Here is a 25199-nt window from a genome sequence, read left to right on the forward strand (position 1 = left end):
TTAGAGCCTGAACGACGCCAGCTCGTCGTCCTCTTGCACGACCAATTCGCCGTCGCCCCCGTGGTCAGCTGCCACCTCGACCGATCCGATCAGGTCCTGCCAGTCCACGCCCGGGTTCTGCTCCAAGACGGCCAAGAGGTTGATAAAGGCGGTGATCGTTGTGCGCGGGGTGCGGAAGAAGCTATCGCCGATTCGATTGGCGCAATGGGTCATGAACTGGTGAATGGCATCGTCGGGCAAGAGATACTTGCCCGCGTCGCCGGCAGCGTAGACATGGCGAATCTTGGTGAGCAGGACGTAGAAGTCTTCGGCTGTCAGGCTCGACAGTCGAACGACAGGGCCGCTGAAATCCACCAGCCCGTTGGTGGCAAAGGTATTCTGGGCCAGGCGGCTCTGAAGAGCTTCATAGCTGTAGACGCCGCGGCGGGTATCCATCAGGAAATCCGGGGTGCCGCCCAGAACAAAACCAAGGCCAACCGCAGTGCCCTGCAAAGAGTCGTTGAGCATGCGCAGGAGCTGCTCGTAGTTTGCATTCCGGGCCTGGGCGTTGGCTAATTTGTAGAGGTTGACCAGTTCGTCCAGGCACACCAGCAGGCCGCTGTAGCCCGCCAGCCGAACAAAGCGGCCCATGAGCTTGAGCTGGTCGTAGACCGATGCGTCGTCCACGATGGTTCGCACGCCCAGCGCTGCACGCGCGTCCGTCCGGGTGGCAAATTCGCCACGCAACCAACGAATTGCATCGGACTTGAGCTGCTCGTTGCCTTGCTCGAACCCTCTCCAATAAGCGGCGATCACGTCGGCAAAGTCATAGCCGTTCACCAGTTCGCTCAGCTGCTCGAGCTTCGCGCGAATGACCTGCTCGGTGGATATGCCTTGCGACTTGGATTCGGACACTGCGGTCGAAATGAACTTCTCGACCACCCCGGGCAGTGCGCCTCCGTCGGGCTTGGTCCGAGTGGCCAAGTTCCGCATGAGCTCCGCGTAGAGCGACCGGGCCTGCCCCCCTGAAGCATGCAACCGCCTGTCGGGATTCAGATCCGCGCTGGCCACGACGAGCTTCCGCTCCATTGCAATGGCGCGAACGAGGTTCAAGAAAAAGGTCTTGCCTGCGCCGTACTCGCCCACCACCATGCGGAAGGACGAGCCGCCATCGGCGAGCCGATCGATGTCACTGACCAGGGTTTGCACTTCACGGGCGCGCCCGACCTGGATCAAATGCTGACCGGCTCGTGGAACGACGCCGGCGCGCAGCGACTGGATCACCGCGTCGCGGTCCTTGGAACGGATTGGGCTGCTCATTGCTCGATCTTCTCAATGAATTCGGGGTTGATCTCCAACGGGTCGTCGCCGTCGGAAAATGGAATGTCATAAGCGTCGAACGACGCATCGTTGATTTGTTCAAGCGCGCCGTCGAGCATCAGCTCCATGTCTGCCGCGCCGTCTTCCAGTTCGGCACGGGTCCAAACCGGGCGCGACAGCATGAGGCGCAGCAGCGCGCTGTGTGCCTGATTAAGCCCGAGCAACTGACCAGCACTCTCCACCTCGGCACTCACCGCTTCCGCAGGCGCAAGATCAGGGGGAGGCGCTTCCTCGTCGGTGAAAATATTGGCGAGCAACGCGGAGACTTGGGCTGTGTCCCGCTGAAGAGCAGCGATCCGGTCGGGATCGAGTTGGAATGCGCCAGACGCAGCCTTGGGCAATGAGCTTGGGGCTTTGGATGGGCGTGGGGCATGGACGTCGCTGAACACACGAGCGGGATCCACGCCCAGCGCTTTGTAGACGCGCTCCAAGAACCGGACCTCCTCCGGAGAGACCATCCCGTCGACCTGGGCCAGGGTGGCCATGGACCCGGCGATGGCGTCCTTGATGTGTTCACTGAGCGGATCAAGCTTCTTGCGCAACGCGGGCAGGGCAAGCGGTGCCATCGCCAAAAGATCGAGGTGCGCGCGCAGTCGCCGCCGGTCACCCTCGCTGAGGTGCGTCCAGTTTTCGATTTCGCGTGAAAGGTGCTCGAGCTCGTGGACGCTGAATGCGCCATCCGATTGGGCAACCGTCGAGCCAAGCTGCAGGGTCAACTGGGCCGTTTGATAGGCCTGAGCGTCGGTTCGATGGGTTTGGTCGGGAAGCAGGGGGAAGAGAACGATCGGGTCGTTCTCGCCTGGCACCCGCGCGCCGTCGAGCACATTGGGTTCCATGCCGACCTTAGACTGCTCCAATGCTCGTGCGAGTTCCCGAATTTTGTCCTTGCCCAAGGCGGTTCCGACTGCCCCAAGCCTTCCCAATAGGTCAGTCAGCTTGATCGACAAATTGGCGGTTTGAACATCCGAAGCGACTTCGGCCAGTGCTGTCCGCGTGGCCAGCGGCCAGATCTCTGACGGAAGCAGCAAGGTGCCCTCAATGGATTGGCGGGCCTCAGGGTTCTTGCCCACGAGCCGGCTGAAGGTTCCGAGGTCCTCCGTGCACTGAGAAACAAGTTCCTGCAGCGCCTTTACGGGCGCTCGCAATGCGGTGACATCGGGAATGTCACCGAAAGTCTTGGTGCCGGCGTCAGTCCGGTCAAGCGCCGGGTTAAAGGGGCGGCGTGTGAACTTCAGCTTGGTGCGGTTTTTTGGCAGCACCATTCCAGGGCCGAACGTCTCTTGATACCGCAGAGCGAAAAGGCGATCGAACTCTTCCGCGCAACGCGTTGCGGCGGTTCGCAGCGGAATCTCTGGATTGAGGCGCACCCACGCCGTGGCCAGCGCGGCGGGCACGGGGACTCGATCCAAGGAACATTGCCCCAGGGCCAAGCGGATGTAGAAAGGCAGTTCGTAAGTTCGTTCGAACGCTGGAAGAGGCGCGTTGTAAAGCTGGTCGCCTGCTTCGGTCAGAGCCATCCAGTCGAGCAGGCTGTTGACATGACCGTGGACGTTCGGAAGCACGGCAGCATAAGCAGACGACAAGCGGCGGAGCATCGCCTTGATAGCGGGCCAGTCTTGCTTGGAATCCGGATCGTTCACCGAATCCAGCAAGATGCGACGCTCCAATCCAAACAGGAACAGTCGGACGTATTGGATAGCGCAGCCGGAATCGGTGCGGTCCGAAGCAAGCCACTTCAGGTAGGCGTGCCGTTCCGCCGGTTCAAAATCCGCGTAACCACCCCAGTAGCGCGTCGTGGACCGGTAGTCCCCGTATCGACCGACACCAAGAACGCCGTTGACCAAGCTTGGCTCTTGCTCGCGCGTGCCAGGGGTGGCCAGCCGCGGGCCCGTGTAAAACAGGCCGCCCCGGATGACGATGCCCGCGATCTCGATCTCATCGTGAGGGCCAAGCCAGCGGGTTCTGTCCCAGCCCTCGGGGGGACGGGGCACCGCGTATTGCTTGGCCGGCGTTCCGGAAACCATGGCCACCTGCCGGAGCTCATCGGGCAGGGAGGGGGGCGAAGACCGCGATGGAAGTGGGGGTGGCGGTGTCATCGTGGTTGCGTCGTTGACTCCGCCGGGAGCGTTAGGAGGCGGAGTGCACTCCGTCGCGATTGGTTCCGCACTTGGACGCGCTGGCTCATCTTTCATGGTGGACAAGACTTCACCGTAAGTCTCGCCCGCGCTTGTAGTGGGCTGTAATAGAGGTTCGGCCTGCTCGTCTGCCTGATATTGGGCAAGGCGCTGGGTTACCGCGCGCTTCGCAGCCTCCAAGTTTCCCGGGCGCGCGCGCTCCAGATCGGGTGGATGGGGAGATGGGGTGGCGGCAGTTCTAGAGGCCACAGCGGTCAATGCCCGCGCGGCCGCTTCGATGGCATTGCGCATGCTCACCGCGGCTTTAGCCTCCTCCAGATTGCCAAGACAAGCCAGCGACGGGGTTTCGGGTGATGCCTCGCTCAATTCCTGCACCAACGGTTGTGCCGGGTGGTCCTCGGAAATAATGGGTTGAGCAGCTTCTGACCCGACAGTGCTCGCAGATATCGAAGGCGGAGCCGATTCAGTGCTCGCCGCTCTCGTCGCCTGGACGGCTTCCGCACGGGGCGTATTTCGCGCTGACTGCCTTGAGGAACGAGCAGATGCCTCCATCAACTCCGCCAAGGTTGGCTCCGGAGGGGGAGCCGGTTTGACGGGAACGGAGGGCCTAATCGGACGCATCGCCTGCCACTTGGCCCAAAGCCACACGGCCGTGGCCACTGCGAGGACGATCCCCAAGCCAATCCAGACTTCTTTTGGTACCAGCGCTATGACGACCAGGCCTGCGACAATCCAGCCGCCCGCGCTCTGCCTTTTTCTCGCCATGTGGCCCCCTGCCTTTGGCGCTTCCTTGGAGGCATTGTAGCTCGCCTGCCTTGAGTGAGACGCGCTGCGTGAGGGGGCAGGGCATCGATATAAATCGAGCTCTGCCCATTCAGTATTTTGCGACCGGATCGCTGGCGCGCGGGGCCTAGGCGTTGACGAAGGTCGGCTTCCAAGTGGGCATAATCATTGGGGCGATGAAACCTGTGGCTCGTACGCCGAGAAATTGTGCCGCTGCAAAGCTGCGCAACCGGACTGGATCCTGCCGGAGGGATACTATCTCTCAACGCGTTGGCTGCCTAAATCTGTCATGGGCGGCTCTCTAATCGAAGTTAATCGATAACTTAGCCCGGTCGAGTAGGTAAGGTATAGTGGCTACGATCTAGCAATGTCTGCAGAGCTCCACAAAGAGCCGTTAACGTCATATCGCGTGTGTCGACCAACCCGGCTTCCGGCCAGCAGTGTGCATTCTTCCTTGGGCAGACCGAAGTTCCACCAGCTCTTGCACGGCCAATGGAACTAACCATTTTGCCTAATCCTCCGTCGCCCACGTCCCCCCGCTACCCGCCAGCGCATCCGCACCCCCACCCAGCACCTTGTACAACGTCACCCGGTTGGTCGCCTCGGCCAGGCGCAGGGTCACCAGGTCCTGCTGGGCGGCATCGTCGGTACGCTGCGCGTCCAGCAGTTCCAGCCGGCTGTCGATGCCATTGCGATAGCGCACTTCGGCCAGGTCGCGGGCGCGGGTGGTTGCCGCCACACGCGCCTGCTGCGCATCGCGCTGCTCATCCACGGTGGCACGCGTGGCCAGTGCATCAGCCACTTCACTGAAGGCGCTCTGGATGGCCTTCTCGTACTGCGCCACGCTTACGTCCTTGCTGATCTTGGCCTGGTCCAGCGAGGCCTTCAGTGCGCCGGCGTGGAAGATCGGCAGCGAGATCGTCGGCGCGAAGCTCCATTGCTTCGTCCCGCTGTCGAACAGGCTGGACAGCGCGTCGCTGCCGTTGCCGGTCGAGGCGGTCAGCGAAATGGTGGGGAAGAACGCGGCGCGTGCGGCGCCGATATCGGCGTTGGCCGCCTTCAGGGTGTGCTCTGCGTAGAGCACGTCCGGGCGCTGCAGCAGTACCGCCGAGGACACTTCGGCTGGCAGCGGCGCCAGCGCCACTGCATCGGTCGTTCCCGTCGTGGCCGCCGGCAGCTGCGCATCGCTGACCGCCGCGCCCACCACCAGTTCCAGCGCGTTGCGCGCCTGCGCCAGCGAGGTGGTGTAGGCGGCGACGTCGGCGCGGGCGCTTTCCACGCTGGCCTGCAACGAGGCCAGGTCCACGCCGGACATCACGCCTTGTTCGTGGCGGCGCTTGGTCAGCGCCAGGCTTTCGCGCTGGCTGGCCAGGGCCTGCTCGGCCAGCTTCAGCCGCTGCTGGTAAGCGCCGACGGTCAGCCAGTCGCCGGCCACTTCGGCCACCAGGCTCATGCGCGTGCTGCGCTGGGTCTGTTCGGTGGCCAGCCAGGTCTGCAGGGCTTCGTCCTTCAGGCTGCGGATGCGCCCGAACAGGTCCAGTTCCCAGCTGCTGAAGCCGACCTGCGCGGTGGCGCTGCGGCTGACCTGGCTGCCTTCGCCCGTCGTGTTGCTGCGTGCGGCGGTATGGCTGGCCGTGGCATCCACGCTGGGCAGCAGATCCGCGCGCTGGATGCGGTACTTGGCGCGCGCGGCTTCGATGTTGAGCATGGCCACGCGCAGGTCGCGGTTGTTGTCGAGCGCCAGTGCGATGACCTGCTGCAGCTGCGGGTCGACGAACACCGAGCGCCATTCCAGTCGTGCCACTGGCACCGGTTCATCGGCCACGGCCACGCTGGGCGTGCTGCCGAAGCTGGCCCGCACCGGCGCGTCGGGACGCTGGTAAGCAGGGGCCATGCTGGCGCAGCCGCTCATTGCCGCCGCGCAGGCCAGTGCCAGCAGGGTGGTGTGGATTATCGAACGGCTCATGCCTTCACCTCTGCATCAATGTCATCGTGGGCATCGTCTTCGGCCGGGCGCGGCTTCGACGGGAACAGGGTGCGCACCACCACGTAGAACAGCGGCACGAAGAAGATGCCCAGCGCGGTGGAGGCCAGGGTGCCGCCGAACACGCCGGTGCCCAGCGAATGGCGGCCGCCGGAGCCGGCGCCGCTGCTGATCACCAGCGGCAGCACGCCCAGCATGAAGGCCAGCGAGGTCATCAGGATCGGCCGCAGGCGCAGCCGTGCCGCCTGCAGCGTGGCCTGCACCAGGCCCATGCCCTTGTCTTCCAGCTCCTTGGCAAATTCGACGATGAGGATGCCGTTCTTCGCGGCCAGGCCCACCGTGGCCAGCAGGCCCACCTGGAAGTACACATCGTTGGACAGGCCGCGCACGCTGGTGAACAGCAGGGCGCCGACGATGCCGATCGGCACGGCCAGCATCACCGAGAACGGAATCGACCAGCTCTCATACAGCGCCGCCAGGCACAGGAACACGAACAGCAGCGAGACCGCGTACAGCAGCGGCGCCTGCGCACCGGCCTGGCGCTCCTGGTAGGACAGGCCCGACCATGCCGCACCGAACTGGCCGTCGAGCTGGCCGACCAGGGTTTCCATCTCGGCCATCGCCGTGCCGGAGCTCACGCCATCGGCGGCCTGGCCGCTGATCTCCATCGACGCGGTGCCGTTGAAGCGGGTCAGCGAGGAGGGTGCATAGCTCCAACCGCTGCTGGAGAACGCACCGAACGGCACCATCTGGTTGTTGCTGTTGCGCACCGACCAGCGTTCGACGTCCTGCGGCAGCATGCGCGCGCTGGCCTCGCCCTGCACGTAGACCTTCTTGATGCGGCCGCGGTTGACGAAGTCGTTGACGTAGGTGCTGCCCAGCGCAGTGGACAGGGTGGAATTGATATCGCTCTGCGCCAGGTCCAGCGCACCGGCCTTGGCATCGTCGATCTTGACGTCGAACGTCGGCGCATCTTCCAGGTTGTCATAGCGTACCGACTGCACGATATCGCTGCTGGCAGCCAGCGCCAGCAGCTGTTCACGTGCCTTCACCAGCGCATCGTGGCCGGCACCGCCGACATCCTGCAGTTCCAGCGAGAAACCCGCACTCTGGCCCAGGCCGGGAATGCCCGACGGTGCCATGGCGAAGATCTGTGCATCGCGGAAGCGCTGGGCCATGGCCATGGTGATGCGCTGGCCGATGCTGTTGGCGTCGGCATCGCGCTCATCCCAGTCCTTCAGCTTGACGAAGCCCATGCCCGAGTTCTGTCCGCTGCCACCCATGCTGAAGCCGGCCACGGCCATCACCGTGTCCACTTCCGGCTGCTGGCGCACGTACTCGGACATCTGCTGGATCACCTTCAGCGTCTGCTGCTGGGTGGCGCCGGAGGGCAGCTTCACCTGCACCATCAACATGCCCTGGTCTTCCTCGGGCAGGAACGAGCTGGGCAGGGTGTAGAACAGCGCGCCCATCAAGGCCAGCACCAGCACATAGGCGGCGATGCCCAGGCGGCGATGCTTCAGCACGCGGCCCACGCCCTGTTCGTAGCGTTCGGCGTTGCGGTCGAAGAAGCGGTTGAAGTGGGCGAAGAAGCGCGCCAGCAGGCCCGGTGCCGAGGTGTGGCCGCCCTTGCTGATCGGCAGCAGGAGGGTCGCGCACAGCGCCGGGGTCAGGGTCATCGCCACCAGCACCGACAGGATCATCGCCGAGGCGATGGTGACCGAGAACTGGCGGTAGATGGCGCCGGTGGAGCCGCCGAAGAAGGCCATCGGCAGGAACACCGCGGTCAGCACCAGGGCGATGCCCACCAGCGCGCCGGTGATCTGTCCCATCGACTTGCGGGTGGCCGCGCGTGGCGACAGCCCTTCCTCGCTCATCAGGCGCTCGACGTTCTCCACCACCACGATGGCGTCGTCCACCAGCAGGCCGATGGCCAGCACCATCGCGAACATCGACAGCGTGTTGATCGAGTAACCCAGCAGCGACAGCACGCCGAAGGTGCCCATCAGCACCACCGGCACCGCGATGGCCGGGATCAGGGTGACGCGCCAGTTCTGCAGGAACAGGTACATGATCGCCACCACCAGCACGATGGCCTCGATCAGGGTCTTGACCACTTCCTCGATGGAGATCTGCACGAACGGCGTGGTGCTGTAGGCCACGTGGTAGCTCAGCCCGGTGGGGAAGTAGGGCTGCAGTTCGGTCAGCTTGGCATCCACTGCCTTGGACACGTCCAGCGCGTTGGCGCCGGAGGCCAGCTCGATGCCGAGGCCGGCGGCGGCCTTGCCGTTGAACTGGCTGACCGCGGAATAGCTTTCGCTGCCCAGGGTGACGGTGGCCACGTCGGACAGGCGCACGTCGGCGCCGTTGGCGCTGGACTTCACCACGATGGTCTGGAACTGCTCGACCGTCTTCAAGCGCGAGCGCGCGGTGACCGTGGCGCTCAGCGACTGTCCTTCGACAGCGGGCAACGCGCCCAGCGAGCCGGCGGTGACATCGCTGTTCTGTGCCTGGATGGCGGCGGTCACGTCGGAGGGCATCAGCGAATAAGTGCGCAGCTTCTCCGGGTCCAGCCAGATGCGCATGGCGTACTCGGAGCCCATCACCTGCACGTTGCCGACGCCGCTGACCCGGCTCAGCGGATCCTGCAGCGAGGAAACCATGTAATCGGCGATGTCCGTACCATCCATGCTGCCGTCATCGGAGGTGAAGGCCAGCACCATGAACAGGTTGCCCGAGGACTTGCTGACCGTCACGCCGGTGCTCTGCACGGCATCTGGCAGCAGCGTTTGGGCCTGCTGCAGCTTGTTCTGCACCTGCACCTGGGCGGTGTCCGGGTCGGTGCCCGAGGCGAAGGTGAGGGTGACGTTGGCGCTGCCCGACGAGCTGCTGCTGGAGGACATGTACATCAGGTTGTCGAGCCCGGTCATGTTCTGCTCGATGACCTGGGTGACCGAATTTTCGGTGGTCTCGGCCGAGGCACCGGTGTAGGTGGCGCGGATGGAGACGCTGGGCGGTGCGATGTCCGGGTACTGCTCCACCGGCAGCGTGTACACGGCCAGCATGCCGGCCAGGGTGATCACGATGGCGATGACCCAGGCGAAGATGGGGCGGTCGATGAAGAAGCGTGACATGGGCTCAGTCCTTCGCCGCGGCGGTGGCGGCGTTGCCGGCGGTGACCGACGCAGCCGCGGCGACCTTCACCGTCTGGCCGGCACCGACCTTGCTGCCGCCTTCGGTGATCAGCTGCTCGCCGGCCTTCAGGCCGCTGCTGACCACCCACTGGTCGCCCTGCGCAGCGCTGGTCTGGATGACCCGCTCGACCACCTTGCCGTCGGCGCCGACCAGCTTCACCTGCGCCTCGCCCTTGGTGTTGCGGGTCACGGCGGTCTGCGGCACCAGGATCGCGTTCGGGTCCACCGCCATCGGCAGCACGGCGCGCACGTAGGTGCCCGGCAGCAGCAGGCCCTCGGGGTTGGGCACGGTGGCACGCAGGGTGACGTTGCCGGTGCCGGTATCGACGGCGGTGCCGATCACTTCCAGGGTGCCGGTATGGGCATAGGTGCTGCCGTCCTCCAGCACGATGCGCACCTGCGCCTTGCCATCCACGGCCTGCAGCGCGCCGCTGTCCAGCTGCCTGCGCAGGGCCAGCAGCTGCGCGCTGGTCTGGCTGACATCGACATGGATCGGGTCCAGCTGCTGGATGGTGGCCAGCGCGGTGTCCTGGCCGGCGCTGACCAGCGCGCCCGGCGTGTAGGTGGAGGTGCCGATGCGGCCGGAGATCGGCGCGGTCACCCGGGTGTAGTCGAGGTTGATCTTCGCGGTCTGCAGCGCGGCGCGTGCGGCCACCACGGCCGCTTCGTTGGCCCGCAGGGTGGCCTGCGCATCGTCGGCATCCTGCCGGCTCACGGCATCGGCATCGACGAGATTTCGGTAGCGCTCGGCCTTGGGGCGCGAGGACAGCACGGCGGCTTCAGCCTGCGCCAGCGAGCCCTTGGCGCTGTCATAGGCGGCCTGGTAGCTGCGCGGATCGATCTGGTACAGCAGCTGCCCGGCGTCGACCAGCGCTCCCTCGGTGAAGGCGCGCGAGCGGATGATGCCGCCCACCTGCGGTCGCACGTCGGACACCATGGCCGCGACGGTGCGCCCGGCCAGCGACTGTTCCACCGCCAGCGAGCGGGTGACCACCGGCGTGGCCACCACTTCGGCGGTGTGCTGCTGCGGTGCCTGTGCGGGCGAGCAGGCGGCCAGCGCCAGGGCCAGGGCCGAGGCCGGCATCAAGCGCCAGGGCAGGTGGAACGGACTGCGACGAGTGAACACTGGCATCGGGCTACCCCATGGGCGTTTCTGAGGCTTGCCATGTTCGGTACGAAATTCGCAGCAATTTAGGAGATCGCCTGAACGGAGCGCTTTTCCCTTGCAATGGGCCGGGCCGATGCGGCTAAGTAGTGCCCACCGAAGCCGATGCCCCTGCGCCGATGAAACTGGGTACGCCCGCCAAACTGTTCCTGCTCGTGCTCACCGCGTGCGCCATGGTGCTGGCGGTGAACGGCGTGGTCGGCCGCTATTTGTTCGAGCGGGGCTTCCTGGGCTACCTGAACGAACAGGGCGAATCGCGCATGCGCGAGGTGCTGCCGCAGGTGGAAGCGGCGTACGACCGCGAAGGCAGCTGGGATTTCGTGCGCAACCACAACGAGGTGTGGTTCGAGCTGATGCGGCCGACCTGGGTGCCGGTGGCAGGCAACCTGCGCGCGCCGCCGGTCTCCGACCAGACCGGCGCGGTGCCGCGGTTCGCGCTGCTGGATCTACAGGGGCGTTTCCTGGCTGGCAATCCGCAGGCCACGCTGGAGGCCATCAAGCTGCCCATTGCCGCGCGCGACGGCCACCCGGTGGGCTGGTTCGTGATGATTCCATTCGAGAAAGCCATCGCCGCCGGTGATGTGCGTTTCTCCCGCGACCAGTCGCGCGGGCGCTGGGTGAACGGCATCACTTCGGTGCTGATCGCCGCACTGCTGGCCTGGCTGCTGTCGCGCACGCTGCTGCGCCAGGTCGGTGGGCTTACCGGTGCGATCCACCGGCTGGCCGCGGGTGACTTCAGTGCCCGCGCCGCGCGCACCGGCGACGACGAGCTGGGCCGCCTGGGCCACGACATCAACCGCCTGGCTGACACGCTGGAAGATACCGAACGCAACCGGCGCAGCTACATGGCCGATATCTCGCACGAGCTGCGCACGCCGCTGACGGTGATGCGCGCGCAGCTGGAAGCGATCCAGGACGGCATCCGGCCGATGACTCCGGAAACCCTGGCCACGCTGCAGCGGCAGGTGCAGCAGCTGGGCAAGCTGATCGACGACCTGCACGATCTGGCGCTGACACAGGCCGGGGCACTGGCGTACCGCTCCACGCCACTGGACTTGGACGCGGTGCTGCAGCTTGCGCTGGATGGCATGCGCGGTCGCCTTGCCGATGCCGGCCTGCAGCTGCGGGCCATTCCTGCGGCGCAGCCGTGCCCGGTGAACGGTGACGAGCGCCGCCTGCAGCAGCTGTTCGCCAACCTGCTGGAAAACAGCCTGCGCTACACCGATGCCGGCGGCCAGGTAGTGGTGGCGGTGCAGCGCCAGGGCGACACGGTGCGCGCCATCATCGAAGACAGCGCGCCGGGCGTGGACGAGGACAAGCGCGGGCGCCTGTTCGAACGCTTCTACCGTGCCGAGGAATCGCGCAACCGCGCCAGCGGCGGCAGCGGCCTGGGCCTGGCGATCTCCCGCAACATCGCCCAGGCGCACGGCGGCACCCTGCATGCCGAAGCGTCCGCGCTGGGCGGCCTGCGCGTGGTGCTGACCCTGCCGGTGCGCGCATGAGCACCGGCAACGGCGACTGCATCCTGGTGGTGGAAGACGAGCCGGAACTGGCGCGCCTGGTGCAGGACTACCTGCACGCCAGCGGCTACCGCACCGAATGGGTGGCCGACGGCGCGCAGGTGATGGCCGCCCACGCACGCGTGCAGCCGGCGCTGGTGCTGCTCGACCTGATGCTGCCCAACCGTGATGGCATCGCCCTGTGCCGGGATCTGCGCGCGGTTGGGGAGGTGCCGGTGATCATGGTGACCGCGCGGGTGGAAGAGGTGGACCGCCTGCTGGGCCTGGAAGTGGGCGCCGACGATTACATCTGCAAGCCCTTCAGCCCGCGCGAGATGGTGGCGCGGGTCGGTGCCGTGCTGCGTCGTGCGGGTGCGCGGGGTACCGTGGCAGCCGGCCCTGCACCCGGCCTGCAGCTGGACGAGCCTGGCGGCCGCGCATCACTGCATGGCCAGTGGCTGGACCTGACGCCGGTGGAGTTCCGCCTGTTGCGGACGCTGACCGCATCGCCCGGCCGCATCTGGTCGCGCGACCAGCTGATGGACCACCTGTACGCCGACCACCGCGTGGTGGCGGACCGCACCGTGGACAGCCATGTCAGGAACCTGCGGCGCAAGCTGATGGACGGCGGCGGCAGTGACTGGATCAAGTCGATCTACAGCGTCGGCTTCCGCTGGGACGCGTAGCGCCAGCGCTGGCGGTGGTCATTGCGGCAGCAGGGTGATGCGCGGGTGGCCGGCGAAAATCTCCATCACGATCTCGAAATAGGTCTGGCCTTCGCCGCGTTCCAGCGCATCCAGCTGGCGGCGGATCACATCGGCGTTGAAGGTGCCGGGCTGCTGCAGTTTCGCCTGCAGCCAGGCGCAGGTCGCGTCCACGCCCAGCGCGACGCGGCTGAGCGCGACATCGCGCCAGGCCACGGTGGCCGTGGCGTGCCCGGCCAGCGTGCCGTAGCCGCCGTACAGCAGGTCGTCCAGCGCATCCAGGCTGGGCCCGAGCTGCCAGTCTTCGCCGGCCATGAAGACACGGTTGAACTCGGCATAGAGGCTGTCGATGCCGGTGATCGCACGTCCGTCGATCTGCAGGTGCAGGGTCATGCACGCACTGTAGGGCACGCGGTGCCAACGCCAGCGTCGCATCGCTGAACGCCGCATGGCCGTTCAGGCGCCGTAGACCGGTATTTCACCTTCGGTTGGCGTTGCCGGCGGGAGACTGGGCGCACATCGGATCACAGGAGATCGCCATGAACACGTCCCTTCGCGTACTGCTGCTCGGCAGCCTGTTGGCGGCTTCGTCGGTAGCCAGCGCACAGAGCTATGGCCCGCGCGATGAAGGCCGCAAGTTCAACGATGGCAGCCGCGTGGTCTGCAAGAACGTGGAAGTGCAGCGCAACTCGCGCGATCCCAACCGCATCGCCGGTACGGCTACCGGTGCCGTGGTCGGCGGCCTGCTGGGCAATCAGGTGGGTGGCGGCAACGGCAAGAAGCTGGCGACTGTGGCCGGTGCCGTGGCCGGCGGTGCAGCTGGCCGCCAGATCCAGGGCAACCACCAGAACAAGACCGGTGACCGCGTGGTCGAGCGCCGCTGCGAGCGCGTCTACCGCTGAGTACCCGCATGACCTGATACCCGCTCCCTTCCACGACGTGGTACCTCGAACGCCGGCCCTTGGGTCGGCGTTCCTCGTTGTGGGCGGACGTATCGCAAGGCGCGGCGCGGACCCTATACTGCGCCGAATTACACGGATGAACGCCCAGTGAACGAATCACCTGCTGCCGAACCGGTCGTGACCGCTGCCGATACCGACGAGGCGCAGGAGGCGAGCACCCGCTTCGGCCGGCTGCGCGAGCGCACCGATGAGCTGGAGTTGTTCATTTCCGGCCTGCTGGCCTTCGCGCTGCTGGCCGTGCCGGGCTATCTGTTCGACATCTGGGCACGCAGCAGCCTGCATACCGAGGGCATGTACTTCCAGGTGCTGTGGTTCGTCTTCAGCATCAGCGTGGGCATGTGCTACGTGATGGCGGTGGCGCTGATCGCGCACCTGACCGTGCGTGGTTACTGGATCGGCCTGGTGGGCTTGAAGTCGCACTTCCCGAAGGGCATCGACTGGGACCACCTGCCGAAGATGGGCCCGGTCTCGCGTGCCTTCATGCGTGCACGCGACGGGGGACTGGATGGCAGCATCCAGCGCGCCGACCGGCTGGCGACGATGCTGTTCTCGACCACGCTGATGTGCGTGCAGACCCTGGCCGGCACGCTGGTGATGGCGATCATCATCCTTGGGCTGGCGATGCTGGTCGGCGCGCTGTGCGGTGGCTCGGATACGGCGGCCACGATTTTCGTGGGCGTGGTGATGCTGGCCCTGCTGATGCTGGGGCTGCTGCCCATGCTGCTGGAGAAGTCCATTGCACGCCGGCAGGCGCGCGGTCGTCCGAGCGAACGCCAGGAGCGCGCGCTGCAGTGGGTGCTCGGTGCCCTGCAGCGGATACCGCTGATGCGCCTGATCCAGACCATGCAGTTGACGATCCAGAGCAACCTGCGCTCGCAGTTCTTCATCGTGGCCTACCTGGGGGCGATCATGGTGGCGATGCTGCTGGGTGGCCTGCAGGTGGCCGGCTCGGTGAAGTTCTCGCTGTTCAACCGGTACCAGATCATCACCGGCGAAGCGGTGGACCACGGCATGCTCAGCGCGCACCACGAGTCGATGCGCTCGGCGCACGACCAGCTGCTGCCGTACCCGATGATTCCCGCCGACACCATCAGTGGTTCGCAGCTGCGTCTGTTCATTCCACACCGCCCGCAGCGCGACAACGGGGTGGCGCGCACGCGCTGCACGCAGCTGCCGGGTGGCCGCAACGATGCGGAAGGTGCCGCGGCCGCGACCGCCGCGGTGGACTGCCTGGCCCAGCTCTGGACGGTGCAGCTGGACGGCAAGCCCGTTGACCTGCACGCCTTCGTGCCGATGGAGCGGCGCGACCTCGACATGCGCGGGCTGGCCGGTTACCTGCCGATGGCCGGGCTGGCACCGGGCCGGCACGACCTGCACCTGCTGTGGAATGGCGAGGGCCCGGAGCGCGGCGCGGATCGCCGGCGCGAGTACTTCATCCCGTTCTGGTACGCCCCCGAATAGGGGACGGAGGGGATTAATCCGGATTAATCCCCTCCGTCCCCTTTTTGGCTGTGCAGGCGCCAGACGGCGAGGCTGCCGTAGAGCAGCAGCAATACGCCAAGGGTGAGCAGTTCGTGGCTGACATCGGCCGGGCTGGCGTCCATCTGGGTCAACCGCACCATCAGGTTGATGCCCGAGGTGGTGGGCAGCAGCTGCGACAGCCACACCAGCGGCGGCGGCGTCATCACCGTGGGCCAGGACAGGTTGGCCAGGAAGAACAGCGGGATGGACGTGGCGATGATGTATTGGAACGCGCGTTCGCGGGTGCGGAAGAAGCTGCCGACGAACAGGCCGAAGGCCACCGTGGCGGCGATGAACAACGTGCCGCCGAACAGCTGGCCGAGTGGATTGCCGCCACGCGGGTAATCCTGCACCCAGGCGGTGAACCCGGCGTAGTAGAAGAGCCCGAACAGACCGATCAGGCCGAAGCCCAGGGCCATGCCGGCCAGCGTCGGCAGGTCGAAGCGCAGGCGCCGGCCGAGGGCCAGACGGCGCCCGCCAAGCAGCACGCCGATGCCCATCAGCAGGGTCTGGTGCACGATCAGTTCGGCCACGCCCGGCACGATCGCGCTGCCATAGCCTTCCTGCGTGTTGTACAGCGGCCGCTGCACCAGCGTGACCGGCGGCGCCTGCGGAACGCCCATGAAGGCGGCCTGGGTGACCGCCGCCTCGCGCCCGAACGATCCCAGCGCATCGGCCACGCTGCCCAGCACCCAGCTGGCGCGGCCCAGATAGGCACCGTTGCCGAGCAGGACCAGCTTCGCCGGATGGCCACGCAGGATGTCGCGCTCCAGGTTGGCCGGGATCAGCACGATGCCTTCGGCATCACCGGCTTCCAGCAGGCGGCGCGCGCTGTCGATGTCGGCCGGCTGGCCAACCACGCGGGCCACGCGCAGCGCGTCCAGCTTGCGCAGCAGTTCGCGGCTGGTGGCGCTGTGGTCCTGATCCACCACCAGGATCGGCAGGTTGCCGGCGACCTGGTGCCGGTACGCGGCCGGGTAGAAGAACGAGTACAGGATGACCGCGCCGACCATCACCACGATGGCGTAGCGGTCCAGCAGCACCGCCAGCAACGTCTGCCGCAGGCTGGCCCAGACCGCGCTCATGCGTCGGCCCCGGCCGGTCGCGCGGCCTGCGTGCTGCGGGCGAACGCCAGCAGGCGCCAGCCACCGAGGCCACCGGCGATGATGATCATCAGCAGCAGCGTGGCCAACGGCCACAGCGACACCGCCAGCGGTGCACCGACGAACTGCTGCTGGGTCTGCAGCTTGATGTACGCGCTGAGCGGCAGCAGCAGGTGCCAGATGCGGGTGAACAGCGGTGCGTCGATGACCGGGAAGGTGGCGCTGGAAAAGGCCAGCGCGGTGCCGATGCTGAGGCCGACGGCCGACAGTGCCGTGCCCATGTCACGGGTGACGCCGACGAAGAACAGGGCGTAGGCCGCGGTGGCCAGATAGAACAGGGGCTGGCCGAGCAGCAGCAGGAACACGCTGCCGGCGATGCCGTCGCCGCGCAGCCAGGCCAGGTAGGCCACGCCCAGCGCGCCGTACAGCGAAAACAGCAGGACATACGGCGCGATCTTGCCGGCGAGGGCCGGCCACGGCGTGCGCCCAAGCCAGCCGGGCAGGGTGCCATCGCGGATCTCGCGGCCCAGGCTGCCGGCTACTGCAAGCGCCAGCACCAGCGAAAGCACGGCGGGGAAGATCAGCGGCAGCAGGAACAGCTCGTAGCTGCGCGCAGGGTTGTAGAGGATGTCCGACTGCACGGCGATCGGTGCCGCGCGCAGCTTGCCGGGGCCGACCTGCAATGCGATGCGTTCGCGCAGCAGGCGTGCATTCCACGCGGCCACCGCATCACCGATGTCACGCGCGGCGGACTGGCCGGTGGTCATGTAGGTGGCGTTGTAATAGGCGAACACCGTGCCCTGCTGGCCGCGCAGCGCCTGCCGGGTGACATCGCGTGGTACCAGCACGATGGCGTAGACCTGCAGCCGGCGCAGCTGCGCACGGGCCTCGTCCATGTCCACCGGCTGGCTGGCCACGCGCACGCCGGGGCTGGCGTCGAGCATGCGCAGCAGCAGGCGGCTGTCGCTGCTGTGGTCCAGGTCGACCACGGCAATCGGCACATCGCGCATCACCGCGGGGCTGAACATCCACGCCATCAGCACCAGCATCAGCAACGGCAGCGCAGTGACCAGCAGCAGGTCGGCCCGATTGCCGCGCAGCGTGTGCAGTTCGCGCCGCCACGACGCCGCAAAGCCGCCGTTGCCCGGGATCAGTGCGGGGGCCATGCGAACAGCACGCTCATGCCGGGGCGGAAGCCCTCGATGCGGCGTACCGGGCGCACCCGCACCTCGAAGCTGCGGACGTCGTAGCCGGAGGACTGGCGGGTGGTGCGCCAGGTGGCGTAGTCGCCGGCCGGATTGATGAAATACACCTTGAATTCGGCGTCCTGGTCCAGTGCCGGGATGCTGCCGCGCAGGGTGCTGCCGACCTTCAGGCCCTGCATCTGCGACTCGCGCAGGTTCATCGACACCCACATGCGGTCGATGTCGACCAGGGTGAACACCGGATAGCCCGCCGGCACCAGTTCGCCGGGATCGGCCATGCGCTTGTTGATCTCGCCGGCCACCGGTGCGCGGCCTTCCACTTCGGCACGTGCAGCGTTGACCTCGGCCACCGCACCCTGCGCCTGCTGCACCTGGCCCTGTGCCGCACGCTTGTCCTGCTCGCGTGCCCCGGCCAGCGCCATGTCGAACTGGGCGCGCGCGGCACGGGCCAGTTCGCGCGAACTGGTGGCCTGGGCCTGCGCCTCATCGCGCTTCTGCCGGGTCATCACCCCTTCGTTGAACAGGTTCTGCACGCGGCGCGCAGTTGCTTCGGCCAGGGTGGCACCGGCCTCGGCCCGCTTCCAGTTGGCTTCGGCGGCGCGGATGTCCTCGCTGCGCGCGCCCTCGTCGGCCTTGTCGGCCACTGCCTGCGCGGCGGCCAGTGCGCCGTGGGCCTGCTGTTCCTTGGCCGCCACTTCCGGGCTGTCGAGCAGGAACACGATCTGCCCGGCCTGCACGCGGTCACCTTCGCGCACCTTCAGTTCGGCCACGCGGGCGGTGATCTTGGCGGCGACGTTGAGGGTATCGGCGTCGGCCATGCCCTGGATCTGGTCGGCCGGCCGGCGCCAGGCCAGCCACAGGCCCAGCACCACCACGGCCAGCAGCACCACCACCAGGATGATGCCCACGCGGCGCTTGCCGGGCGGCGTGGTGGATTCGTCGTGCAGCACGTCACTCATGGTCGATCACCTCGTCCGCACGGCGCCGATAGTCTTCGAAACGGTCCATCTGTCCACTCACTTCCAACAGTTGCGCCAGGGCGATGTCGTACTGGTAGGCGGCCTGTGCGCGTTCGACGCGGGCGCCACCCAGGCCCAGCCGCGCGTCGATGACATCCAGCGACGTCGCCTGTCCCTCGCGGAAGGCCAGCTCCTGCAGGCGCAGGTTTTCCTGTGCCTGGGCGATGCTGCTGTCCAGCAGCACGAACTGCTGGCGCGCGCTTTCCAGTTCGTTCCATGCCTTGCGCACGCCGAGGGCGACCTGGTTCTCGGCTTCGCGCAGGCCGGCTTCGGCCTGTTCCTGCTGCGCGCGTGCCGCACTGATCTGCGCCGGCCGCGAACTGGGCGAGAGGAAGGTGTATTTCACGCCGATGCCGAAGGCCCAGTCCGGATCGGTCAGCATCTCGTCGCGGCGGCGGAAGTCGTACTGGCCGAAGGCGAAGATCTGCGGCTTCAACTTGGCCTGCTGCACGCGCACGCCCTGTTCGGCCTGGGCAACCATCGCCTGCAGGCGGCGGATCTGCGGCTGTCGTGCCTGCGCGGTGCGTTCGAAGCTGGCCACCGGTTCCAGCGGCGCGCGCTGCACGAACAGCGGCGACAGCGGGCGCACCTCGCCACCGCTGCGCAGCAGGGTCGCCAGCGCGGCCTGCAACGTGGCCAGGTCGTTGAGGGTCTTCTGGTACTCACGCTCGGCCTTGTCGCGGGCCACGGTGGCCTGCAGGCGCTGCGCGCGGGTGGCGAAGCCCTCGCGTTCCAGTTTCTCCGCGTCGGACAGGTGGCGGTTGAGGCCGTCGCGCACGTCGCGGCGCACGTCCACGGCCTGTTCGGCCAGGCGCTGCCCGAAATAGGCCTGGGCCAGCTGCACGGTCAGCGACTGGCGCTGCGCCTCGCGTTCGGCGCTGGCCTGTTCGCTCGCGGCGCTGGCCGCACGTTGCGCCGCCGGGATCACGCCGCCGGTGTATAGCGGCAGCACCGCGGTCACCACCGGGCGGGTGCGCCAGTCGCGTTCGGTGAAGCTCAGCGGCGAATCGATGCCATAGGCTTCGGCCACCGGTGCCAGCGAGCCCAGCGGAAGAGTGAGGGTCTTCTGGAACTGCAGGCGGCGCACTTCGCCGGTGATCTCGGGCAGGCGCAGCAGGCGCGTGGCTTCCTGCAGTTCCTGCTTGTTGCGCACACCGGCATCGGCCGCCGCCAGCGCATCGGAAACCTGTTCAAGCCGCTGTCGAGCCTGTTCCCATTGCAGGGCAGGGGCCGAGGCTGGGTCGGCCGCCGTCTGCGCGATGCTGGTGGCCGTCAGCAGCGTGGCGCAGACCAGCAGCGGCCAACGTGCGCGGTGCCGTCGCGGGCAGGGACGTTGCAGGTGCACGTCGGGTCCGTCATCCGTAAAGAGTCCGGCAAAAACTAGTGGATGTGCCGTGAAGCTGCTGTCGGCGCGGTGCACGTCGCAGGGGCTTCAGCGCAGACAACCCTCCGCGGCGCTGCGCAGCGCCTGGGTGATCTGCTGCAGCGTGCTGGAACGCACCGCGGCATGCTGCCAGTACAGCGGCACATCCAGCCATCGGTCTGGTTCCAGCACAACTACGCTCCCTGCAGCCAGCGCCGGCGCGATCAGCGTTTCCGGCGCCAGGCACCAGCCCAGTCCGCGCGCGGCGGCTTCGACGAAACCGGTGGAGGAGGGCAGGTAGTGCACCGGCGGCTGCAGCCGCGCACGCGTGAGGCGGCGCAGGAAACGCGCCTGCAGTTCGTCCTTGCGGTTGAACACGATCATCGGCGCCACGGCCAGCGCATCGGCCTGCATGCCCTTGCCGAACCAGCGGCGGGCGAAGGCCGGCGAGGCGATGGCGTGGTAGCGCATCGCCCCCAGCGGGTGCACGTTGCAGCCCTTCAACGCGCGGCCTTCGGCGGTAACCGCGCCGAGGACGCTGCCATCGCGCAGCAGTTCGAGGGTGTGGTCCTGGTCGTCCATGCGCAGGTCGAACAGGTAGCCATGGCGCTGGTGCAGCTCGGCGATGGCGGCGACGAACCAGGTGTCCAGCGAGTCGTCGTTGACCGCCAGCGGGATCGGCGTGCGCGTGGCGTCATTGCCGCGCTCGGGCAGCAGCTCGGCCAGTGCCTCGGCCTGCAGGAGCTGCATCGGCCGCACGCTGCGCAGCAGGATCTCGCCGGCAGCGGTGGGGCGGCACGGTGCCTGGCGCACCAGCAGCACCTGGCCGAGGCGGTCCTCCAGCGCCTTGATCCGCTGTGACAGCGCCGACGGGCTGATCGCCAGGCGGCGGGCGGCGGCTTCGAAACTGCCTTCTTCCAGTACTGCGGCGAAGGCAGCCAGTTGCGGGTGTACCAGGTCCATGCCGGGCCTCTTCAGTTTTCCTGCACAGGATAAAGAAAAACCAGCTGGCCTTAACCGCTCGCAGGCGCCACCCTGCGCGTCCTTTCCGATGTGATGGCAGTACCCATGTGGATTACCGCGGCCCTGGCCGGTCTGTTTGCAGGTGCCGGCCTGATCATCGCCATCGGCGCCCAGAATGCCTTCGTCCTGCGCCAGGGGCTGCAGCGCCGCCATGTGGGCATGGTGGTGCTGGCCTGCATGGGCGCGGACATCGCGCTGATCCTGGCCGGGGTGGGCGGCATGGGCGCGCTGGTGCTGCAGTGGCCGCTGCTGCTGCAGGTGCTGCGCTTCGGCGGTGCGGCGTTCCTTGGCTGGTACGGGTTGCAGGCCGGCCTGCGTGCCTGGCGCGGCGGCAGTGCATTGGCCGCCGCCAGCAGCGAAGGTGGCAACCGGCGGCAGGTGCTGCTGGCCTGCCTGGCCTTCACCCTGCTCAACCCGCACGTCTATCTGGATACGGTGGTGCTGCTGGGCAGCCTGTCCACGCGCTATCCCGGCGAGCTGCGCTGGGCGTTCGCCGGTGGTGCCTGCGTGGCCAGCGTGTTGTGGTTCTGCGCGCTGGGCTACGGCGCGCGCCTGCTGCAGCCGCTGTTCCGCAACCCGAACGCCTGGCGCGTACTGGATGCAGGCATCGCGCTGTTCATGGCGAGCCTGGCGTTGTTGCTGCTGCTGCGCCCGCTGTCGCCATGAATGACTGCGCTGCGCGCATGTTGTGTCTTTGTTCCACTGATGCGGTTTTCGCCCGCACGCCCAGCACCGATAATGCCGCCCCCGCTGCGACCCGGCCGCGCATGCCGTAGTCCGGCAGCCCCCGGGTCGCCTTCGTTCTCGCAGTACATACGTCCATTGGGCGGCATCGGTGTTCCATGAAAGACAACCTGCAACTCCTCCTGGCCCACCTCGGCCGCACGTTCCTGTTCGGCCTGATGATGGCCATTCCGCCGGCACTGGCCTGGCTGGATATCCATTGGCTGGGCGATGCGGTGGGTGAGTGGTCGCTGGTCGAGCTGACCCAGGAAGGCTTCCTCGCGGCGAGTGTCGCCGCCTTCGTGCGCCTGGCCGTGCGTCGCGCCGACGATCGCCGCTTTGCCGTGCTCGCCGCGGCGCTGTTTGCCTGCATGTTCGTGCGCGAGATGGATGAAGCGCTGGATCTGATCGCACACGGATTCTGGAAATATCCCGTGGCGGTGATGGTGGCGGGTTCGCTGGGCTGGGCCAGCCGTGACTGGCGCAGCACACTGCAGGGGCTGCTGCGGTTCCTGACCTCGCGCGCCGGCACGGTGATGACCATCGGCCTGGTGCTGCTGCTGGTGTACTCGCGATTGATCGGCATGACCTCGCTGTGGTCGGGCCTGCTCGGCGACCAGTACATCCGCGTGTTCAAGAACACCATCGAGGAAACCACCGAGCTGCTGGGCTACACCTTCATCCTGGCCGCCAGCGTGGGCTACGTGGCACAGCGTGTGCGCGAGCCGCTGGCAGCGCGGCGCGCACAGGCGCAGGCGCTGCAGCAGCGGATGCTCTAGGCCGCGTCAATCACGCACAGCGGGGCTTCGTCCGGGCGCAGGGTCAGCACGCGCACACCCTGCGCGGTCACCGCCACGGTGTGCTCGAACTGCGCTGAGAGCTTGCCGTCGCGCGTGTACACCGGCCATTCGTCCGGCAACTGGCGGATGGCCGGTTTGCCCTGGTTGAGCATCGGTTCGATGGTGAACACCATGCCTTCCTGCAGCTCGAGGCCGGTGCCGGCGTGGCCGTAATGCAGGATCTGCGGGTCCTCGTGCATTTCCTGGCCGATGCCGTGGCCGCAGTATTCCTTCACCACGCTGTAGCCGTGGCTGCGCGCATGGCGGGCGATGGCGTGGCCGATGTCGCCCAAACGCGCGCCGGGGCGCACCGCGGCAATGCCCTTCCACATGGCCTGGTAGGCCACGGTCACCAGCTTGCGCGCGGCGTAGTCGACCTCGCCCACCAGGTAGGTGGTGCTGGAATCGGCGATGTAGCCGTTCTTTTCCAGGGTGATGTCGAGGTTGACGATCTGCCCGCTGCGCAGCACGTCCTCATGGTTGGGCACGCCGTGGCAGATGACGTTGTCGATGGAGGTGTTGAGCACGTACGGGAAGCCGTACTGGCCCTTGCTGGCCGGCCGCGCGTGCAGTTCGTCGACGATCATCCGCTCGACGAAGTCGTTGATGTCCATCGTGCTGCGGCCTTCCAGCGGCAGGGCGTCGAGTGCGGCGAACACCTGCGCGAGCAGGCGCCCGGACTCGGCCATCAGCGCGATCTCGTCGGGGCGCTTGACCATGGCCATCGGCTCAGGCCTGCCCGGGGGCCAGCAGCGGCGGCTGCACGCCGGCCGCGCGCAGTTCGCTGGCGACGATGTCCTGGAAGCTCAGGGTCGGGTTCAGTTCGCACAGCATGCCGACCCGGATCCAGAAGTTGGCCTGGGCGTTGATGGACCGGCTGGAGACGGTGCAGGCACGACGCAGCTGGTCGTGCAGGGTGTCATCGATGTTGACGATGCCCATGGCGGACTCTCGAGAGGGAATATATGAAGCGTATACGTTTCATATATTCCACTCAAGTCCGCGCCGTTCAGTCGCTGTGGGTGGCAAAGCGCAGGCGGTTGCCGTCAGGGTCCACCAGCAGCATCTCGCGGGTACCCCAGTCGGTATCGTGCGGTGGCTGCAGGATGGGCACGCCAGCGGCGCTGAAGGCGCGGAACACCGCGTCCACGTCATCGACCTTGAAGTACACCGCGCCGCCGGGCTGGCAATCGCCGGCATGTTCGCTGAGGAACAGGGTCTGGCCCTCGCGGGTGAGCTGGGCGAACAGCGGCATGCCCGCGCCGAAGCGATGCTCCCAGTCGACGGCGAAGCCCAGGCCCTGCACGTAGAACGGCAGGGTGGTGTCGGCGTGCAGCATGCGCAGCTGCGGGATGACGGTCTGGGACATGGCGGCGGTTCCGGGGTGGGTAGAGTCGAGCTTGCTCGACTGGCTTTGAGATCGCGCCAAAAGCAGTCGAGCAAGCTCGACTCTACCAAGGCCAACGGAGTCAGCCATCCACGCCCGGCACGCCTTCGGCCAACGGCACGCGCGTACCGTCCAGCAGGCCGCGGCTGAGCGTGCCGTTCTCGATGAACAGCAGCTCGCCGTTCTCGCCGTTCTTGATGCTGCTGTCGATGGCGATCACGCGGCCACCATGGAAGGTGCTGACGTGCGGCATCGAGGTGTGGCCGACCACGATGCGCTTCAGGTGCAGCTGGTCGAGCACGGCCTGCACGCCGTTGCTGTCCAGCTGGCCATCGAAATAGCCGCGGTACCAGATCGGGCTGGTCTTGCCGTCGTACAGCGGCGCGGTGGCCGGGTCTGCCTTCACCTCGGCCTTGGGCGTGCCCAGCGAGGCCTGGTAGGCGGCATTGGTGGTGGCCGGGTCCAGCGCCAGCTGCACCGCCTCGGGCGAGATGCCGCCGTGCAGGAACAGGGTGTCACCGATCTTCAGCAGCACCGGACGGGTGCGCAGCCACTGGCCGATCACCGAATCGCCTGCATACAGCTGCGGGTAGCTGCGGCCCAGCAGCTGGGCGCTGCGCAGGTACTTGGGATTGACGTAGCGCAGGTCGTCGTAGAGCACCATGGTTTCGTGGTTGCCGAGCACGAAGTGCACCGCGCCGCCGGCCGCCGCGGCCTGCTGCTGCAGCCCGTACAGCAGCCAGAACGCCTCGGTCACCTGCGGGCCGCGGTCGAACACATCGCCGGCGATCACCAGGGTGTCCTTGCCCAGCGCCCACTGGTCCTGCGCGTCGATCACCTTGTTGGCGCGCAGCAGCCGCACCAGCAGGCCGTACTGGCCGTGGATGTCGGACACCGCAACGATGCGCGGCGTGGCCGGCAGCACCGACACCGAGGGCGCCACCGGCGGCAGCACGTGCACGCTGTGCGCATAGCCGCACTGCGGGGTGAAATCGGTGCCTTCGGCATCGGCCGGGAGGGTGCGCATCTGCACCTGGTCGCCGCAGATCCACTTCGCCCGCAGCTGGTCGCCGACGCGGAACACGTAGGGACCATCGGCGTCGACGTGCTCGGCCGGCGTGGCCACCCCGCGCGCCTGCAGCGACGGCGCGCCCAGCAGGGCCAGCGGCAACAGCAGCAGGGCGGGGTGGAGCAGGCGGCGGTGCAGCATGGTGGGTTCCTCGGCGGGCAA

21 protein-coding genes are annotated in these 25199 nt (G+C 67.1%); 6 read left to right on the plus strand and 15 right to left on the minus strand.

Annotated elements, in window-relative coordinates:
- The 5 genes from C1925_RS06755 to C1925_RS06775 form a co-directional block, all read right to left on the minus strand.
- Positions 1 to 1299, minus strand: coding sequence for an ATP-binding protein (locus tag C1925_RS06755; RefSeq protein WP_108768222.1), 1299 nt, complete (start codon positions 1297 to 1299; stop codon positions 1 to 3).
- The gene (locus C1925_RS06760) at positions 1296 to 4259 is read right to left on the minus strand and encodes a TerB N-terminal domain-containing protein (protein WP_108768223.1); all 2964 of its coding nucleotides are present in this window, start codon (positions 4257 to 4259) and stop codon (positions 1296 to 1298) included. The genes C1925_RS06755 and C1925_RS06760 overlap by 4 nt, the downstream gene beginning before the upstream one ends.
- A gap of 529 nt (positions 4260 to 4788) precedes the next feature.
- Positions 4789 to 6243, minus strand: a complete 1455-nt coding sequence (locus tag C1925_RS06765) for an efflux transporter outer membrane subunit (protein WP_108768224.1) — start codon at positions 6241 to 6243, stop codon at positions 4789 to 4791.
- On the minus strand, positions 6240 to 9395 hold the full coding sequence (locus C1925_RS06770) for an efflux RND transporter permease subunit (RefSeq protein WP_108768225.1): 3156 nt from the start codon (positions 9393 to 9395) through the stop codon (positions 6240 to 6242). The genes C1925_RS06765 and C1925_RS06770 overlap by 4 nt, the downstream gene beginning before the upstream one ends.
- Positions 9396 to 9399: 4 nt before the next feature.
- Positions 9400 to 10587, minus strand: a complete 1188-nt coding sequence (locus C1925_RS06775) for an efflux RND transporter periplasmic adaptor subunit (RefSeq protein WP_108768226.1) — start codon at positions 10585 to 10587, stop codon at positions 9400 to 9402.
- A gap of 152 nt (positions 10588 to 10739) precedes the next feature.
- Between C1925_RS06775 and baeS the strand changes: the two genes are divergently transcribed.
- Together baeS and C1925_RS06785 are read left to right on the plus strand one after the other, a co-directional pair.
- On the plus strand, positions 10740 to 12122 hold the full coding sequence (gene baeS, locus C1925_RS06780; RefSeq protein WP_108770640.1) for a sensor histidine kinase efflux regulator BaeS: 1383 nt from the start codon (positions 10740 to 10742) through the stop codon (positions 12120 to 12122).
- Complete coding sequence (locus C1925_RS06785; protein ID WP_108768227.1) at positions 12119 to 12805, plus strand: response regulator; 687 nt, start codon at positions 12119 to 12121, stop codon at positions 12803 to 12805. Before baeS ends, C1925_RS06785 begins: the two co-directional genes overlap by 4 nt.
- Before the next feature lie 18 nt (positions 12806 to 12823).
- On the opposite strand, the gene C1925_RS06790 is transcribed toward C1925_RS06785, so the two are convergent.
- Positions 12824 to 13216, minus strand: coding sequence for a ribonuclease inhibitor (locus C1925_RS06790; RefSeq protein WP_108768228.1), 393 nt, complete (start codon positions 13214 to 13216; stop codon positions 12824 to 12826).
- Between the two features lie 146 nt (positions 13217 to 13362).
- On the opposite strand from C1925_RS06790, the gene C1925_RS06795 reads away from it, so the two are divergent.
- The gene (locus C1925_RS06795; RefSeq protein ID WP_108768229.1) at positions 13363 to 13725 is read left to right on the plus strand and encodes a glycine zipper 2TM domain-containing protein; all 363 of its coding nucleotides are present in this window, start codon (positions 13363 to 13365) and stop codon (positions 13723 to 13725) included.
- 147 nt (positions 13726 to 13872) lie between these two features.
- On the plus strand, positions 13873 to 15246 hold the full coding sequence (locus C1925_RS06800) for a hypothetical protein (RefSeq protein WP_108768230.1): 1374 nt from the start codon (positions 13873 to 13875) through the stop codon (positions 15244 to 15246).
- A 23-nt stretch (positions 15247 to 15269) separates the two neighbouring features.
- Here the strand turns inward: C1925_RS06800 and C1925_RS06805 are convergent, their stop codons facing one another.
- From C1925_RS06805 to C1925_RS06825, 5 genes are all read right to left on the minus strand, one after another.
- A complete protein-coding gene (locus tag C1925_RS06805) occupies positions 15270 to 16391 on the minus strand; it encodes an ABC transporter permease (RefSeq protein ID WP_108768231.1) in 1122 nt (373 codons plus the stop codon).
- Positions 16388 to 17575 (minus strand): ABC transporter permease, encoded by a 1188-nt coding sequence (locus C1925_RS06810; RefSeq protein ID WP_108768232.1) that lies wholly within the window; start codon positions 17573 to 17575, stop codon positions 16388 to 16390. The genes C1925_RS06805 and C1925_RS06810 overlap by 4 nt, the downstream gene beginning before the upstream one ends.
- Positions 17560 to 18573, minus strand: coding sequence for an efflux RND transporter periplasmic adaptor subunit (locus C1925_RS06815; RefSeq protein WP_108768233.1), 1014 nt, complete (start codon positions 18571 to 18573; stop codon positions 17560 to 17562). Before C1925_RS06815 ends, C1925_RS06810 begins: the two co-directional genes overlap by 16 nt.
- Complete coding sequence (locus tag C1925_RS06820; protein WP_254051426.1) at positions 18566 to 19912, minus strand: TolC family protein; 1347 nt, start codon at positions 19910 to 19912, stop codon at positions 18566 to 18568. Before C1925_RS06820 ends, C1925_RS06815 begins: the two co-directional genes overlap by 8 nt.
- A gap of 153 nt (positions 19913 to 20065) precedes the next feature.
- Entirely contained in the window at positions 20066 to 20959 is an 894-nt protein-coding gene (locus C1925_RS06825; protein ID WP_108768235.1) for a LysR family transcriptional regulator ArgP, read from the minus strand.
- Positions 20960 to 21064: 105 nt separating this feature from the next.
- Here C1925_RS06825 and C1925_RS06830 point away from each other — a divergent pair, with 105 nt between their 5' ends.
- Positions 21065 to 21685 carry a LysE/ArgO family amino acid transporter gene (locus C1925_RS06830; protein ID WP_108768236.1) on the plus strand — a complete coding sequence of 207 codons (621 nt, stop codon included), beginning with the start codon at positions 21065 to 21067 and terminating at the stop codon, positions 21683 to 21685.
- Positions 21686 to 21861: 176 nt separating this feature from the next.
- Positions 21862 to 22521, plus strand: coding sequence for a hypothetical protein (locus C1925_RS06835; RefSeq protein ID WP_108768237.1), 660 nt, complete (start codon positions 21862 to 21864; stop codon positions 22519 to 22521).
- Here the strand turns inward: C1925_RS06835 and map are convergent.
- The 4 genes from map to C1925_RS06855 form a co-directional block, all read right to left on the minus strand.
- Complete coding sequence (map, locus tag C1925_RS06840; protein ID WP_108770641.1) at positions 22518 to 23300, minus strand: type I methionyl aminopeptidase; 783 nt, start codon at positions 23298 to 23300, stop codon at positions 22518 to 22520. The genes C1925_RS06835 and map overlap by 4 nt on opposite strands.
- A gap of 10 nt (positions 23301 to 23310) precedes the next feature.
- Positions 23311 to 23523 carry a ParD-like family protein gene (locus tag C1925_RS06845; RefSeq protein WP_043396626.1) on the minus strand — a complete coding sequence of 71 codons (213 nt, stop codon included), beginning with the start codon at positions 23521 to 23523 and terminating at the stop codon, positions 23311 to 23313.
- Between the two features lie 67 nt (positions 23524 to 23590).
- Positions 23591 to 23950: a VOC family protein gene (locus C1925_RS06850; RefSeq protein WP_108768238.1), complete on the minus strand. Its 360-nt coding sequence runs from the start codon at positions 23948 to 23950 to the stop codon at positions 23591 to 23593.
- A gap of 100 nt (positions 23951 to 24050) precedes the next feature.
- Positions 24051 to 25178, minus strand: coding sequence for a metallophosphoesterase (locus C1925_RS06855; RefSeq protein ID WP_108768239.1), 1128 nt, complete (start codon positions 25176 to 25178; stop codon positions 24051 to 24053).
- Between the last annotated feature and the right edge of the window lie 21 nt (positions 25179 to 25199).

Origin of the sequence: Stenotrophomonas sp. SAU14A_NAIMI4_5, assembly GCF_003086795.1 — a bacterium.
Taxonomy (GTDB): Bacteria; Pseudomonadota; Gammaproteobacteria; order Xanthomonadales; family Xanthomonadaceae; genus Stenotrophomonas.

Bases quoted from the DNA above. Each gene is read 5' to 3' on its own strand.
- C1925_RS06755 (WP_108768222.1), bottom strand. From the start codon at position 1,299: ATGAGCAGCCCAATCCGTTCCAAGGACCGCGACGCGGTGATCCAGTCG.
- C1925_RS06760 (WP_108768223.1), bottom strand. From the start codon at position 4,259: ATGGCGAGAAAAAGGCAGAGCGCGGGCGGCTGGATTGTCGCAGGCCTG.
- C1925_RS06765 (WP_108768224.1), bottom strand. From the start codon at position 6,243: ATGAGCCGTTCGATAATCCACACCACCCTGCTGGCACTGGCCTGCGCG.
- C1925_RS06770 (WP_108768225.1), bottom strand. From the start codon at position 9,395: ATGTCACGCTTCTTCATCGACCGCCCCATCTTCGCCTGGGTCATCGCC.
- C1925_RS06775 (WP_108768226.1), bottom strand. From the start codon at position 10,587: ATGCCAGTGTTCACTCGTCGCAGTCCGTTCCACCTGCCCTGGCGCTTG.
- baeS (WP_108770640.1), top strand. From the start codon at position 10,740: ATGAAACTGGGTACGCCCGCCAAACTGTTCCTGCTCGTGCTCACCGCG.
- C1925_RS06785 (WP_108768227.1), top strand. From the start codon at position 12,119: ATGAGCACCGGCAACGGCGACTGCATCCTGGTGGTGGAAGACGAGCCG.
- C1925_RS06790 (WP_108768228.1), bottom strand. From the start codon at position 13,216: ATGACCCTGCACCTGCAGATCGACGGACGTGCGATCACCGGCATCGAC.
- C1925_RS06795 (WP_108768229.1), top strand. From the start codon at position 13,363: ATGAACACGTCCCTTCGCGTACTGCTGCTCGGCAGCCTGTTGGCGGCT.
- C1925_RS06805 (WP_108768231.1), bottom strand. From the start codon at position 16,391: ATGAGCGCGGTCTGGGCCAGCCTGCGGCAGACGTTGCTGGCGGTGCTG.
- C1925_RS06810 (WP_108768232.1), bottom strand. From the start codon at position 17,575: ATGGCCCCCGCACTGATCCCGGGCAACGGCGGCTTTGCGGCGTCGTGG.
- C1925_RS06815 (WP_108768233.1), bottom strand. From the start codon at position 18,573: ATGAGTGACGTGCTGCACGACGAATCCACCACGCCGCCCGGCAAGCGC.
- C1925_RS06825 (WP_108768235.1), bottom strand. From the start codon at position 20,959: ATGGACCTGGTACACCCGCAACTGGCTGCCTTCGCCGCAGTACTGGAA.
- C1925_RS06830 (WP_108768236.1), top strand. From the start codon at position 21,065: ATGTGGATTACCGCGGCCCTGGCCGGTCTGTTTGCAGGTGCCGGCCTG.
- C1925_RS06835 (WP_108768237.1), top strand. From the start codon at position 21,862: ATGAAAGACAACCTGCAACTCCTCCTGGCCCACCTCGGCCGCACGTTC.
- map (WP_108770641.1), bottom strand. From the start codon at position 23,300: ATGGTCAAGCGCCCCGACGAGATCGCGCTGATGGCCGAGTCCGGGCGC.
- C1925_RS06845 (WP_043396626.1), bottom strand. From the start codon at position 23,523: ATGGGCATCGTCAACATCGATGACACCCTGCACGACCAGCTGCGTCGT.
- C1925_RS06850 (WP_108768238.1), bottom strand. From the start codon at position 23,950: ATGTCCCAGACCGTCATCCCGCAGCTGCGCATGCTGCACGCCGACACC.
- C1925_RS06855 (WP_108768239.1), bottom strand. From the start codon at position 25,178: ATGCTGCACCGCCGCCTGCTCCACCCCGCCCTGCTGCTGTTGCCGCTG.